Source organism: Diaminobutyricimonas aerilata (assembly GCF_002797715.1).
Classification (GTDB): Bacteria; Actinomycetota; Actinomycetes; order Actinomycetales; family Microbacteriaceae; genus Diaminobutyricimonas; species Diaminobutyricimonas aerilata.
In genome coordinates, this window is the sequence record NZ_PGFF01000001.1 from 250,515 (window position 1) to 264,656 (window position 14,142).

The following is a 14,142-nucleotide window of genomic DNA, read 5'->3' on the forward strand; positions in this document are numbered from 1 at the left end:
TTGCGCTGCCGGCGTGATGATCGCGACCGCGGCCGGGAGGCGTGGTCAGTCGCGCGCCCCGGTGTCTGCGGAGTAGGCGGCGAGTGCGATCCGGATCAACTGCTGCAGCACCGGGGTCATGCGGCTCCGTTCGAAGGCCAGTGCCGTCTCCGCCTCGCCGAGTCCCTCGACTTCGCGGTAGACGATGTCCGGCCGCGTGTAGAACGTGGCAGCGGACTCCGGCAGCAGCACGATCCCGCGACCGCCGGCGACGTGCTCGAGCTTCTCCTCCACCGTGCTGACCACGGGCAGAGTCTCACGCGCGGTCGTCAGCGCATCCGGTCGTGCGGCTGCTGCGGCATCGCGCCACTCCGGATGCGTATCCGGCGGCTGCAGGAGGTCGAGCAGTGCGATGTCGGCGAGTGACGGCAGATCTCCCGTGGCCAGCGGGTGCCCCTCGGGAAGGGCGACGAGTCGCCGCTCGCGGAAGAGGGGCACGAGTTCGAGATCGTCTCGGGACACCGGCAGTCGCACGAAGCTCGCGTCCACCCGGCCGTCGTGCACCACGTCGACCTGGCTCTCCCAGCCGGTACGGACGACATCAACCGTCAGCTCCGGGAAGAGCTCCCGCAGCCGGCGGACCACCGGAGTGATCGGGACGCCGGGCATGAATCCGATCGTGAATCGCGTCTGCCCTCGAGCCACCGTGCGCGCCTGCCGCTGGAGTCTCGTCGCGCTGGCGAGGAGGGCGCGGGCGTCTTCCACAAGAGCTGCCCCAGCGGGGCTGAGGACGGTGCCGCGCGCTGATCGCTCGAAGAGCGTGACGCCCAACTCCTTCTCCAGGGTGGCGATCTGTCGGCTCAGAACCGGCTGTGCGATGTGCAGTTTCTCGGCCGCCCGCCCGAAGTTGAGCTCCTCCGCCGTGACGACGAAGTAGCGGAGCCTGCGAATGCTCAGGTCGGTCGTCATGGCCGTGGTCCGGGAGGGACGCTCTGCTCGGACATGGCGCAATCCTGTCACTCTCTAGGCGGCGGTCCAGCCGATGATCTGCAGAACCCGGTGGTGGCAGCGTCTGTCGTGCGCGCGCCGTTACCGCCAGAGCCAGCGCAGTGCGTCGGGGAGGACGACACCGCCGTGGTTCGGGCTGTGGCCGCCGTCGCCGAGGACGAGTCGGTGATCGTAGCCCCGCTCCGCGAGAGCCGCGGCGACCAGCAGGTTGTTGCTGTACCAATTCCGCTCCGGCTGATCGAAGTCGAGGTCCCACCGGCTCGCCTGGAGGAACACCCGGATCGGTTTGGCGGGCGAGCTTGTGATGAGCTCCGGATAGGGGTTGCCGCCCGGGATCTGCGCGAAGCTGGCGACGAAAGCCAGTACCCGTCGGAATGAGTCCGGGTGCTCCCACGCGACGGTGAAGGCGCAGTTACCTCCACTGCTGCCACCGCAGATCGCCCTCCGGTCGGGATCTTCGGTGATCGCGAGGCCGAGCCGTTCCCGGACGGCGGGCAGGATCTCGCTGAGCAGGAAGTCGCCGTATCGGCTGTTCGCCGGGTCGTACTCGGCGTTGCGGTTTCCAGGCTGGCCCGGGTCCACGAAGACGCCGATCGTGACCGGCATCGACCCCGCGTGGATCAGGTTGTCGAAGACCACCGCGGCGCGCATATCGAGGCTCGGGTCCAGGTAGAGCTGCCCGTCCTGGAACACCATCAGAGCCGCTGGTTCCGCGGGGTCGTACTGCGCGGGAACGTACACCTGCACGGTCCTCGTGGTGCCTGGGTAGAGGGCACTGTCATCCCACGTGAAGCGTTCGATGCGGCCTCGGGGAGTTCCGTCGTGCGGAGACGACTGCGGCCCGTGCAGATAGTGCAGGGGAACGTGCCGGCTGACAGGGTGCGGGACGTAGGGCACGGAGGTCTCCGTCGTCTGGCTCACGCTGCCGACCGTATCGTCCCGCTTCGCGGTGATCCGACGACGGCGTGTACGAGGTCGGAGTCGATCGTCGGCATCGACACCACTCTCGCGGCCGGCGACGGCCAAGGGAAGAGGCGGTGGGTCCGGCGGTGGGTGGCCGCCGGACCCGCGCGCGTCGCGGTGGGTAGCCGCGACGGGGAGCTCCGCGGTTCGGGCCGTGGAGCATCCGGGGGTGGCGTCGCGCGTGGGGGAGCGCGTGACGTCGGGCGAGCGCTTCAAGTTCGGGTCGAGAAGCGTTCGGTCGGCGCCGGGTTCGGGAGGAGTCGGCGCCCGATGCGTCATCGCATCCATGAGAGGAGATGGCGAACGGGCCGATCCATGACGCGGAATCGAAACATTCCGTGGGAAAGAATCTCCGCCGCGGTGGCTGGTAGCGTCGCCGGGTCGAGATCGAGGCGAACGGATGGGGAACCGACGACGTGAGACCGCTGAGCACGGCCCAGCCGGAGCGGGACGCGACCCGCCACTCCGCCCTCGAGAACATCGCCGGGCTGCTCGTCGGCACCTTCGTCATCTCGCTCGGACTCGACCTGCTGCGCACCGGCGGCGCCGTCACCGGCGGCACCGCGGGCCTCGCGCTCCTGCTCTCGTACGGCACCGGATGGCCGTTCCCGGTGCTGTTCGTCGCGGTGAACGCACCGTTCTTCGTGCTCGCCGCGTGGGTGAAGGGCTGGCGCTTCACCCTCATCAGCGCGGGGACCGTCGTCGCCGTGTCGGCGTTCGCCGTCGTGCACGACGCGGGCTTCGAGGTGCTGCGGCTTGACCCGGTGTACGCCGTGATCGCGGGCAACATCCTGTGCGGCATCGGCATGCTCATCCTGTTCCGGCACGGCGCGAGCGTCGGCGGGTTCAGCATCGTCGCGCTCATCGCGCAAGAGCGGTGGGGGTGGCGTGCCGGCTACGTGCAGCTCGCGTTCGACCTCGCCGTGGTGGCCGGATCGCTCGCCGTCATCGCCCCCTGGATCAGCGGGCTGTCGGCCCTCGGCGCCGTCGTGCTCAACCTCATCATCGCGATGAACCACCGGCCGGAGCGTTACGTCGGCCACTGACGCTCGCTAGTGTTCCGAACGGGAGGGGGCGTCATGGCAGGGGGAATCGGTCGCGTCGCGGGGGTGCTCGGACTCGGAGCGGTCGCGGCGACCGCCGCGGCGTTCGCGGTGAGCCCGCGCCCGGGCGCGGCACTCATCAAGGCCGTGTTCGAGCGCGGCGGCCGGCAGGTGCTCGAGAAGATGCGGCCGCACGCGCCGGGCGGCGTCACGGTGAAGCGCGACATCCCTTATCGGGAGCACGACGCGGATGCGCGACTCGACGTCTACCGGCCGGACGGGGCGACCGGGCCGCTGCCCGTCGTCATCTGGATCCACGGCGGCGCCTGGGTCTCCGGCGGCAAGAAGGACGACGTGCCGTACTTCGAGCTGCTCGCCGCCGACGGACGCGCCGTCGTCGGCGTCGACTACTCCCTCGGCCCGCACCGCACCTACCCGACCGCGCTGCACCAGCTGACCGACGCCATCCGGTACCTCGGCGACCACGCCGACGAGCTGGGTCTCGACCTCGACCGGGTCGTCATCGCCGGCGACTCCGCCGGGGCACAGCTGACGAGCCAGCTCGCCGCGCTCGCCACGAACCCGTCCTACGCCGCGAACACCGGGCTGCCGGCACCGTTGCATCCGGAGCAGTTGCGCGGTGTCATCCTGTACTGCGGCATCTACGACGTGCCCCGCCTGCTCCAGAGCCGCGGGCTGCTCGGCTGGGGCGACTCGATCGCCTTGCGCGCGTACACGGGGTTGCGGCGACCGCTCGGGTCGGATGCGGTGCAGCAGATGTCGACGCTGCAGCACGTGACGGCGCAGTTCCCGCCGGCGTTCATCAGCGGCGGCAACGCGGACCCGCTGACCGAACACCATTCGAAGGCGCTCGCCGCGCGGCTCGACGAGCTCGGCGTGCGCGTCGACACCCTGTTCTGGCCCGACGACACGACGCCGGAACTGCCGCACGAGTACCAGTTCGACCTCGACGGCGACGCCGGCCGCATCGCATTGACGCGCACCCACGAGTTCCTGCGCGGAGTGCTCGCGGACTGATCGCCGAAAGGCTCAGAGCGCGAGCACGGTGGCGCGGGCGAGCCCGTCCGCGCCGACGGAACGCAGGGTCACCCACTCGCCGTGGGCGTACCCCGCGAGCGCCGCGCTGAGTTCATCGGCGGAGGAGACCGGGGTGCGGTCGACCGCCGTCACGACCTCGCCCGCGCGCAGTCCTGCCGACGCGGCGACCGAGCCGGTCGACACCGAGGTGACCCGCACGCCGCCGACGGCGACGCCGGTGCGCACACCGAGGCGTTCCTCCGCATCGGTGCCCGCGTCATCCGACTGGCTCTGCGGACGCTCCGGCGCCGCCGGGGTCGACGTGTCCGCGGGCGCCCACCCCACGAGTCCCAGCGTGAGCGCTCCGGCGGCGGCGGTACCGATCAGTCCGCGGGCGAAGCGGATGCTGAGACCGGGCTGCGGAGCCTCGGATGCCGGGAGCGGGGCGGGGGATCGGTGCGGGTCGTCGTCCATGTGCTCACTCGACCGCATCCGGCTGCGCGTCTCACTCGGTTCACCTGTGGAGCCGCTCGGGATTACCCGGCGAACACCGGTGAGCCGCATTCATCGCGAGAGCTCTTCTCGCGTCGTTCCCGACGCGAGACGGCGGAAACATCGCGAAGCGCGGCTCCATAACGATGGATTCGCCAACTCGCGGGCAGGGACGCCCTTCGACCGGCTCAGGGACCGGGACGGAAACGGAAGCGCGCCGTGCGCGGCTCGCGCGACACGGCGTACCGCTCGGGCAGCGCCGGGCCGACCGATGCGCTACCGACGCCGCGGTGTGCGAGGTCGAGGGTGAGGTGGATGCGTCCGCTATCGCGCAGATCGTGCGGATGCCGCGCCTGCTCGAGCGTCTCGGCGGTCCACCGTCGGGCGGCGAACCCGAACGGCCGATCGGCCGTCACCACGAGGGACCGGTCGGCGCTCCGGAGCGTCAGCTCGCGCACCTCGAGGCGCGTGCCGTTCTCCTGCGGCACCGGGTACGGCGTCTGCAACTCGTCGACGCTCGACCCGAAACGGCCCAGTCGCGCGGCGGTGCGACTGTCGACGTACGCCTCGCCGGGACCGAGTCCGAACCACTCGACGGCGTCGAACGCGCGGTCGAGTCCGAGGCGGAGCCCGAGCCGGGGCAGAGTGACGTCGTGGTGTCCGTACGGGGTGTCGTGCCACGCGCCCTCGAATTCGACGGCGAGGTCGAGCACGAGCTCGTCGCCGTCGCCGTCGCTCCACCAGGTGAAGGTCGACCCGAGCGCGAACGGCTGGGTCGCGGGAGAGGAACGCACCCGCACCTCGAGCGCGTCATCGCCCACGGAGAGCGAGCGGATGCGGTGAGTCATCCGGTCGATCCCGGTCGCCTTCCACACGCGCACGAGGTCGTTGCGTCCGCCCTGCCCGCGATCGTTCTCGGTCGGCGCCCGCCACACGTCGAGGAGCGGCCCGTCGAAACGGATGCCGCCGAGCTCGAGCATCCGGCCGCTCGTCGAGTCGAATACCGCCGGCCCGATCCGCACCCCGGAGCCGTCGGTGCGCAGCGGCCGCCGCGGGCCCGCAAGCGCCGGGGTCGGTGCGGAGAGCCGGTGCTGTGCGAACGCCACCTCGTGTCCGGCATCCGCCCACACGGTGTCCGTCGCGAGGGTCGCCGAGACGGTGACCCACCACTCCGCTGAGTCGTCGGTGTCGAAAGCCGGGAGTGGCACCGAGATCTGCGACCGCGGTGGCACCGCGGCCACCGCGAGGTCGCCGGAGTCCACGAGGGCGCCGTCGCGCTCGAGGCGCCACGAGAAGGCGAGGTGGCCCAGGCCGATCGCGTCGTGCTTGTTCGCGAGCACCACGGATCCGCGGGTGAACGTGATCCCGACCGGGGCGAACGCCGCCGCGAGCTCCGCGTAGCCGGGCGACGGCGTGCGGTCGGCGAACAGCAGCCCGTCGAGGCAGTAGCGCCCGCCGTTCGGCCGGTAGTCGACGTCGCCGCCGTGCATCGTGAACGGGGTGCCGTCATCCGTGCGGGCCGTGAAGCCGTGGTCGATCCACTCCCAGACGAACCCGCCGCAGAACCGGTCGGAGGATTCGAGGATGCGCTGGTACTCGTCGAGGGAACCGGGCCCGTTGCCCATCGCGTGCGCGTACTCGGCGAGCAGGAACGGCAGAGAGCGGCGCCGCGCATCTTCGTCGTCGGTCACGTCGTCAGGACGCGGTTCCTCGCGGTGGCCGATCGCCTCGAGCGCGTCGAGAGACGGGTACATGAGGGAGTAGAAGTCGCTGTCGCGGTACGACGGGTCGCGTTCGTAGAGCACCGGCCGCGAGGGGTTGCGATCCCGGATCCACTCGCGAAGCACCCGCCATCCGTCGCCGCGCCAGCTCTCGTTCGCGAGCGACCACACGATCACGCTCGGCGAGTTCTTGTCCCGCTCCACCATGCGCCGCACCCGGTCGAGCATCGCCTCGTGCCACACCGGCTCGGTGGGCGGGTTGCCCTCCCACCCGGCGTAGATGAAGCCGTGCGTCTCGAGGTCGCACTCCTCCACCACCCACAGTCCGTACTCGTCGCACAGGCGCACGAACTCCGGATGCGGCGGGTAGTGGCTCGTGCGCACCGCGTTCACGTTCGCGCGCTTCATCATCACGATGTCGCGCCGCATGGTCTCGACATCGAGCGCTCGCCCGCGCTCCGGGTCGTGCTCGTGCCGGTTGACCCCGCGCAACAGCACGGGGGCGCCGTTGACGAGCATCCGGCCGCCATCGATCGAGACCGTGCGGAACCCGATCGCGAGCTGCACCACCTCGTCGCCCGCGGTGAGGGTGCCGCGGTAGAGCCGCGGAGTCTCGGCGCTCCACGGTTCGACCTCGCCGACGCGGATGTCGACGCCGGTCGGCACCTCGACGCCGAGCTCCGGCACCCGCACGACGCCCGGCGCGCTCGCGTCGACGCGCAGTGTGCCCGAGTGCCACAGCGGGTCGAAATCCGCGCGCACGACGTGGTCGTCGGCGCCGCCCGCGGGGCGGGCGAGCAGTTCCACGTCGCGGAAGATGCCGGGCAGCCACCACATGTCCTGGTCTTCGAGGTAGCTGCCGGCCGACCAGCGGTGCACGCGCACGGCGAGCACATTGCGACCCGGACGCAGGTGGGCGGTGACGTCGAATTCGAAGGGCAGGCGGCTCCCCGTCGACCAGCCGAGGCGCTCGCCGTTGAGGTGCACGAGCGCGCACGAGTCGACTCCCTGGAAGCGCAGCAGCGTGCGCCCCGCGGGCCACTCCGCGGGCAGCTCGAACACGAGCCGGTAGTCGCCGGTCGGGTTCTCGTCGGGCACATGCGGCGGATCGATCGGAAACGGGAACGCCGTGTTCGTGTAGAGCGGCCCGTGCTCATCCCGCCGCGGCGCCGACATGCGCGGCTCGGCCGCCCACGGCACGGTCACGTCCTCCAGGACCCAGTGCGACGGCACCCGGATCTCGTCCCAGTCCGAGGCGTCGAGGTCCGGGTCGGCGAACCCGTCGCCGGTGCCCGCCGCCGTCGGCGACAACCGGATCCGCCACGTGCCGTTGAGCGACAGCACCACCGCATCCGTGACCGCATCCGCTCGAGCCGGTTCGCGTCCCTCGCCCGGCGCCGGGCTCTGCACATATGCGGTCACGGATGCGATTCAGTCGTTGGGGGTGGGCGGAGGCGTGCCGAGCGCGTCGATCGCCGCGAAGAAGCCGTCGGGGATGGGGGTGTCGAGCAGCTCGCGGAGTCCGGCGACGCGCTTGACCGAGTAGATGCCGACGACAGTCGAGTGGATGCGCGGCTCCCGCAGCGAGAAGTGCAGCGCCGCCGCGGCGACCGGCACGCCGTGCTCGGCGCACGTCGCGTGCACGCGGTCGATGTACTCGAGCAGCTCGGCGGAGGCGGGCTGGTAGCCGTAGGTGTCACCGCGGCTCGACGAGCCGGCGAGGATGCCGCCGCCGAAAGGCGCGGCGTTGAACACGGTCATGCCGCGCTCGGTCGCCGCCTCGATGATGCCGAGGCCGCTGCGGTCGACGAGCGTGTACCGGTTGTGGGTGAGCACCGCGTCGAACGCGTCGGTGCGCACGTACTCCTCGACGAGCGCCCGGCGGCCGGCGGCGACGCCGATCGCGCCGACGAGTCCCTGCTCGCGCAGCTGCACGAGCGCCTCGACGGCACCGCCCGGCGCCATCGCCTCGGCGACGGTGATCGCGTACGGGTCGTGCAGGTGGAACAGTGGCAGCGTGTCGAGGCCCAGCCGCTGCGTCGTCTCCTCGAACGACCGCTTCACGCGGTCGCCGTCGAAGACACCCGTTCCGGGATCCTGGTCGGCCTTCGAGAAGACGACCTTGCCGGCGGGGAGTCCTCCGGCGCGGGCGATCGCCTCGCCGAGCAGGCGCTCGCTCTCGCCCTCCGCGTAGTTGTTCGAGGTGTCGATCTGTGCGAAGTCGGAGGCGACGAGGGCGTCCGCGAGTTCCGCATCCGCCCCCTCGCGCTTGCCCAGACCGGAGGTTCCGAGAGTGACCGGCTCGAGGTTCATGTGTTCAGCCCTTCAGCGACCCGGACGCCAATCCGGTCATGATCTGCTTGTTCAGGAACAGGTAGAGCACGAGCATGCCGACCACGTTGATGCTGATCGCTGCGAACAGCGGTCCGTAGTCGGTCGAGCCGTACTCGTCACTGAAGTTCAGCAGACCCACCTGCACGGTCGCCAGTTCGCTCTTCGTGGTGAAGGTCAGAGCGATGAGCAGGTCGTTCCACACGCTGAAGAACTCGACGAGCGCGATCGTGATGATCGCGTTGCGCATCATCGGCACCCCGATGAGGAAGAAGCTCTTCACCATGCCCGCTCCGTCGAGCGTCGACGCCTCGAACACCTCGCGCGGAATCGCCCGGAAGTACGCGGCCATCAGGAACACGGTGAGCGGCAGTCCCATCACCGTGTACGTGATGATGAGCGGCCACAGCGAGTTGGTGAGCCCGGTGCGGAAGTACACGGTGAACAGCGGCACGAGGATCATCTGGCCCGGGATCATGATGCCGGCGACGAACGCCAGCAGCACGGTGTTGCGCCCCTTCCACACCATCACCTCGAGCGCGTACGCGGCGGCGACACCGAGCACGATCATGAAGAACAGCGACGGCACGGTCACGAGGATGCTGTTGAGCAGGTTGTTCGCGAGGTTGCCCGTCGTCCACGCGGCGACGTAGTTGTCGAACGAGAACGACTCCGGAAGTGCCCACGTCGGCTTCGCGAAGAACTCGTTCTGCGTCTTGAACGAGCCCAGCACCAGCCAGACGATCGGGTACACCTCGACCACGACGAGCAGGGTGATGAGGATGCGCACGGGCAGCTTGCGCAGCATCCGTCTGCCGCCGCCGGCCCGGCGGGGCGGACGGCGGGAGGCGAGGCCGTTGGTCGAGGGGATCCCGGCGGCGGGCCGGAGGGCGGCGGTGTCGATGGCCATGGTCGGTGCCCTCAGTTCTTGGTGATGTCGCGACGCGACGAGCGGAAGACGAACAGCGTCACGAGGAAGCACATGATGGTCAGCACGAACGCGATCGTCGAGCCGTAGCCGTAGTCCGAGTAGTTGAAGACGGTGCGGTACATGAGCAGTGTGAGCGGGGTCGTCTCGTTGCCCGGCCCGCCGTTGTTGAGCGCGAGCACGGTGTCGAACACCTTGAGGGTGTTGTTCACGCTGAAGATCACCGACGACAGCAGCACCGGCAGTGACAGCGGCAGCACGATGTGCCGCACGAGGCGCAGGCCGGTCGCACCCTCGAGGCGGGCGGATTCGAGCGTCTCCTCGGGGATGTCGAGCAGTCCCGCGTACAGCAGCACGGCGAAGAAGCCCATCGAGCGCCACAGCTCCATGAGGATCGCGACGGTGAAGGTGCCGTCGCCGGTCGAGAACCAGTCGACGGCGGGGATGCCGAACACCTCGAGGCCCGCGTTCACGGGGCCGTCCTGCTGGCCGACGGCGAAGAGGCTCTTGAACAGCAGCGCGACGGCGACGGTCGGCAGCACGGTGGGGAAGAACACGACGGTGCGCACGAAGGTCGAGGCTTTGCGCAGCACGAACACGTACATGAGCGCCAGGCCGTAGCCGAGCAGGATCTGCCCGACGGAGAGCACGAGCGCGTACTTGATGGTGAACCCGAGCGCCTCGAGCGCCTGCGGGTCCTGGAAGAAGCGGACGAAGTTGTCGACGCCCGCGAACTCGAACCCGCCGAGCGGGTTGCCCGTGTAGAAGGTGAGGCCGAGCGACCAGAGCACCGGCACGAGCTTCACGAGCGTGTAGACCAGCAGCGCCGGTCCGAGCAGCAGCAGGATCGCCTTCTTGTCGCCGAGGACACTCTGCACGGCGTTTCCTTTCGCGTCTGCCGCATCGGGTGCGGCGGGGATGGGCGGCCCGGATCCCCCGATCCGGGCCGCCGGAGGGCTACCGATGAGCCCCGGTGGTGGGCGCTGCTCAGCCGGCCTGGTCGAGGTCGGCTTGGAGCATGCCCATGTAGTCCTCGGCGCTCATGCCGCCGGTGAGCAGCAGCGACACGTTCGTCTGCGCATCCGAGGTGGTCTTCGCGTCGAAGAGCGCCTCGAACCACAGCACGGTCTCTTCGGCCTCGCTGACGATGCCCTGCAGCTCCTCGGTCAGCGGCGGTACGTCGGTGACCTCCTGGTTGAGCTTGAAGCCGGAGATGACGCCCTGGTTCTGCAGCACGCTCGAGCCGTAGTTCTCGGCGATGCAGCTCAGCCAGTCGCCGACACCGTCGTTGTACGCCTTCGTCGAGGTCGCCGTCGCGGCACCGGCGTTCGCCGGCCACTGGCCGCTGTCGCCCTCGCCGCCCTCCACATCCGGGAACGGCATGAAGCCGACGTTTTCGACGCCGACCTTGTTCTGCTCGGGATCGTTGAGGTTCGCCAGGAACCAGGAGCCGTTGTAGTACATGCCGGCCTGGCCGTTGAGGAACTGGGCGTTGGCGGTGTCGGTGTCGCGCGAGGTGATGCCCTCGCCGAACGCGCCGGCGGCACCGAGGTCGGCGACGGCCTGCGCGGCCTCGACGTACTCGGGGTCGGTGAGCTTCGCGTCGCCCTCCTTGACCGCGGTCATCGCGTCCGGGCCGAGGCTGCGGAAGATGTAGTTGCCGATGAGGCGCGTGACCGGCCAGCCCTGGCTGCCCGCCTCCGTGATCGGCACGACCCCGGCGGCCTTCAGCGTGTCGGCGGCCGCGACGAGGTCGTCCCACGTCTCGGGCTCCGTGATGCCGTTGTCGGCGAAGAGCTGCTTGTTGTAGAAGATGCCCTCGATGTTGTACTGGAACGGCAGGCTCGCCATGTTGCCGCCGTAGGCGGCCTTCACGGTCGACACGGCGGCGGGCAGGATGTTGTCCCACACGTCGAGCTCCTTGAGCGTCTTCTCGTAGTCGAGCGCGAGGTCGTTCTTGCCGAGGTCTCCATCGGGCTTCACCTGCGCGGTGCCGGCGACGAACATCGTCGGAAGCGAGTCCTGGCTCGCGAGCAGCGTGATCTTCTGCACGACGTCGGCCTGGGCGACCGTCTCGCTTTCGAGCGGCATGGCCTCGTTCTCGGCCGAGCACTGGTCTTCCGAGAGCGTCGCGAGCTCGTCGCGGATGATCGAGTTCTCCGCCGGGGTCAGCAGCGTGAGGGAGCTCGCGCCCCCTCCGCCGCCCCCGGTGGCGTCTCCGCCGCCGGACGCGCATCCGGTCAGGAGGATGGCAGCTGCGCCCACTCCCGCCGCGAATGTGGTGAGGCCGCGGGTGCGGTTCCTCGAGAATGCTGTGGACACGTTTCCTCCTTGAAAGTGCTGCCGCGGTCGATCAGCGCTTCGATTGCCGATTGACACGTTTCAAGTGGGAACGATAGGCACCGGTCATCCCGCTGTCAAGCGGACTGGGCGAAAACCGGTTGACCAATTCCCGTGACTGTTTGACACGTTTCAACTCGCGGGACACAATGGCGGCACACCGGGACGAGTAGTTGCCGCATCGACGACGATGCTCGGCCGGCATCCGATCACTCGCACGGGAAGCGCACGCATGAGACTGCAGGGAAAACGGGCCATCGTCACGGGAGCCGCCGGGGCGCTCGGCCGGGTCATCGCCGAGACGCTCGCCGCCGAGGGCGCGCACGTCGCCGGGGTCGACCTCAACGCCGACGGCCTCGAGATCACGGCCGCAGGCGTCCGGGCGCACGGCGTCGACGCCCTCTCGGCGACCGCTGACCTCACCGACTTCGACGCGGTGCAGGCCGCCGTCGGAGGCATCGTCGAGCAGTGGGGAGGCGTCGACATCCTGCTCAACGGCGCCGGCGGCGGCGCCGTCAGCTGGTTCCACGAGATGAGCTACGAGACCTGGAGCACCCAGATCGACCGCAACCTCACCTCGGTCTTCAACGTCACCCGCGCGGTGCTGCCCGGCATGATCGAGCAGCGCTCCGGCCGCATCATCAACATCACCTCCGTCGCGGCGATCGCCGGAGGCCGGCTCGTGCGCGGCGCGACCGCGTACGCCGCGGCGAAGGCCGGCGTCGTCGGCCTCACCAAGGCGCTCGCGATCGAGGTCGCCGAACACGGCATCACCGTGAACGCGCTCGCCCCGGGCGCGCAGGCGACACCCGGGCGCGACAACGACACCCCCGAGCGGCGGGAGGCGCTGCTCGCGCAGATCCCCACCCGACTGCTCGGGCAGCCGGAGCACCTCGCGCAGACCGTCGTCTACCTCTCCGCGCCCGAGACGGTCAACGTGACCGGCGTCATCCTGCCGCTCGACGGCGGACACTCCATCTGAGAAAGGCCAACCCCATGAACGACCGGCTCGCGAAGGGCAAGGCCAAGTTCGACGAGGTCTACGGCGAAGGCAAGAGCGAGGGCCTCGTCGGGATGCAGACGGGCCTCGCGCAAGACCTCGCCCGCTACGGCATCGAGTTCAACTTCGGCGACATCTACGCCCGCCCCGGGCTCACGCTCGCGCAGCGCGAGCTCATCACCCTCGCGGCGCTCGTCGCGCTCGGCGGTCTCGAACCGCAGTTGCGCGGGCACACCCGCGGTGCGATCAACGTCGGATGCACCGCCACCGAGATCCTCGAGACCGTCATCCACACCGTGCAGTACGCGGGGTTCCCGCGCGCGCTCAACGCGATCCGGGTCGTCACCGACGCCCTCATCGAGTACGGCGTCGAGATCCCCGAGCCGCTCGGCGAGTGAGATGGCTCCGCGGTCAGCGCGCGGGACGCGCCGCCTGCGTCGTCGTGGTGCGGATGCGGTAGAGGCTCGACGAGGCGGTCAGGTAGAGGTCGCGGCCGTCGTCGCCGCCGAAGCACACGTTCGACACCGTCTCGGGCACCGGCAGTCGCAGCAACTCGTCGCCCTCGGGGCTGAGCACCACGAGCGCCTCGCCGGCCGAGGTCCACACGCGGCCCTCGACGTCGACGCGGAAGCCGTCGGAGGCGCCCGGGTCGACCGAGGCGAAGACGCGGCCGTGCCGGGCGCCGCCCTCGACGACCGTGTAGGCGCGGATGTGCCGCGCGCCGCCCGGGCCGGCATGCATGCCGGTGTCCGAGACGTAGAGCACGCTCTCGTCGGGCGAGAACGCGAGCCCGTTCGGGTGCTCCATGTCGGTGATGACCGGCACGAGCTCGCCCGTGGCCTCGTCGAAGCGGAAGACGAAGCATCCGCCGTACTCCTGGTCGCCCGGGTGACCCTCGCGACCGCTCGGGTCGATGCCGTAGGGCGGGTCGGTGAACCAGATCGCGCCGTCGGAGGCGACCACGACGTCGTTCGGCGAGTTGAGCCGCTTGCCGCCGAACGAGTCCACGAGCGTCGTCGGCGTGCCGTCGACCTCGCGCTCGACGGCGCGTCGACCGTGCGAGCACTGCACGACGCGGCCCTCGAGGTCGAGAGTGCGTCCGTTGGTGTACTCGACCCCGTCGCGGTGCACCCGGGTCTCGCCGGTCTCGGGCGAGAACTCGAGGATGCGGTCGTTCGGGATGTCGCTCCAACGCACCGTGCGCGACTCCGGGATCCAGATGGGACCCTCCGCCCACTCGGTGCCGGTGTACAGCTTCTCGAGAACGGAACCTTCAGCGATGAGATCGGCCATGCGCCC

At 69.9% G+C, this 14,142-nt stretch carries 13 protein-coding genes; 4 read left to right on the plus strand and 9 right to left on the minus strand.

Annotated elements, in window-relative coordinates; all coding sequences use genetic code 11:
* Positions 1–45: 45 nt before the first annotated feature.
* Complete coding sequence (locus CLV46_RS01280) at positions 46–948, minus strand: LysR family transcriptional regulator (RefSeq protein ID WP_100363121.1); 903 nt, start codon at positions 946–948, stop codon at positions 46–48.
* Positions 949–1,068: 120 nt separating this feature from the next.
* Positions 1,069–1,908, minus strand: coding sequence for an alpha/beta hydrolase (locus CLV46_RS01285; RefSeq protein ID WP_245866416.1), 840 nt, complete (start codon positions 1,906–1,908; stop codon positions 1,069–1,071).
* Between the two features lie 458 nt (positions 1,909–2,366).
* On the opposite strand from CLV46_RS01285, the gene CLV46_RS01290 reads away from it, so the two are divergent.
* Positions 2,367–2,996 carry a DUF6198 family protein gene (locus CLV46_RS01290; RefSeq protein ID WP_245866417.1) on the plus strand — a complete coding sequence of 210 codons (630 nt, stop codon included), beginning with the start codon at positions 2,367–2,369 and terminating at the stop codon, positions 2,994–2,996.
* Positions 2,997–3,029: 33 nt separating this feature from the next.
* Positions 3,030–4,031, plus strand: coding sequence for an alpha/beta hydrolase (locus CLV46_RS01295; protein WP_100363123.1), 1,002 nt, complete (start codon positions 3,030–3,032; stop codon positions 4,029–4,031).
* Positions 4,032–4,043: 12 nt separating this feature from the next.
* Here CLV46_RS01295 and CLV46_RS01300 read toward each other — a convergent pair whose 3' ends face one another.
* The 6 genes from CLV46_RS01300 to CLV46_RS01325 all read right to left on the minus strand — a co-directional run bounded on the left by CLV46_RS01300 (position 4,044) and on the right by CLV46_RS01325 (position 11,825).
* A complete protein-coding gene (locus tag CLV46_RS01300) occupies positions 4,044–4,505 on the minus strand; it encodes a PDZ domain-containing protein (protein WP_211282119.1) in 462 nt (153 codons plus the stop codon).
* Between the two features lie 206 nt (positions 4,506–4,711).
* Positions 4,712–7,666, minus strand: coding sequence for a glycoside hydrolase family 2 TIM barrel-domain containing protein (locus tag CLV46_RS01305; protein WP_100363125.1), 2,955 nt, complete (start codon positions 7,664–7,666; stop codon positions 4,712–4,714).
* Positions 7,667–7,675: 9 nt separating this feature from the next.
* On the minus strand, positions 7,676–8,557 hold the full coding sequence (locus CLV46_RS01310) for an aldo/keto reductase (RefSeq protein ID WP_100363126.1): 882 nt from the start codon (positions 8,555–8,557) through the stop codon (positions 7,676–7,678).
* 4 nt (positions 8,558–8,561) lie between these two features.
* The gene (locus CLV46_RS01315) at positions 8,562–9,485 is read right to left on the minus strand and encodes a carbohydrate ABC transporter permease (protein WP_100363127.1); all 924 of its coding nucleotides are present in this window, start codon (positions 9,483–9,485) and stop codon (positions 8,562–8,564) included.
* Positions 9,486–9,496: 11 nt separating this feature from the next.
* Positions 9,497–10,381, minus strand: coding sequence for a carbohydrate ABC transporter permease (locus tag CLV46_RS01320; protein WP_100363128.1), 885 nt, complete (start codon positions 10,379–10,381; stop codon positions 9,497–9,499).
* 109 nt (positions 10,382–10,490) lie between these two features.
* Entirely contained in the window at positions 10,491–11,825 is a 1,335-nt protein-coding gene (locus CLV46_RS01325) for an ABC transporter substrate-binding protein (protein WP_100363129.1), read from the minus strand.
* 250 nt (positions 11,826–12,075) lie between these two features.
* On the opposite strand from CLV46_RS01325, the gene CLV46_RS01330 reads away from it, so the two are divergent.
* Together CLV46_RS01330 and CLV46_RS01335 are read left to right on the plus strand one after the other, a co-directional pair.
* Positions 12,076–12,825 carry an SDR family NAD(P)-dependent oxidoreductase gene (locus tag CLV46_RS01330; protein ID WP_157802183.1) on the plus strand — a complete coding sequence of 250 codons (750 nt, stop codon included), beginning with the start codon at positions 12,076–12,078 and terminating at the stop codon, positions 12,823–12,825.
* A 14-nt stretch (positions 12,826–12,839) separates the two neighbouring features.
* On the plus strand, positions 12,840–13,241 hold the full coding sequence (locus tag CLV46_RS01335) for a carboxymuconolactone decarboxylase family protein (protein WP_100363131.1): 402 nt from the start codon (positions 12,840–12,842) through the stop codon (positions 13,239–13,241).
* 13 nt (positions 13,242–13,254) lie between these two features.
* Here CLV46_RS01335 and CLV46_RS01340 read toward each other — a convergent pair whose 3' ends face one another.
* Entirely contained in the window at positions 13,255–14,136 is an 882-nt protein-coding gene (locus tag CLV46_RS01340; RefSeq protein WP_100363132.1) for an SMP-30/gluconolactonase/LRE family protein, read from the minus strand.
* Positions 14,137–14,142 lie beyond the last annotated feature (6 nt).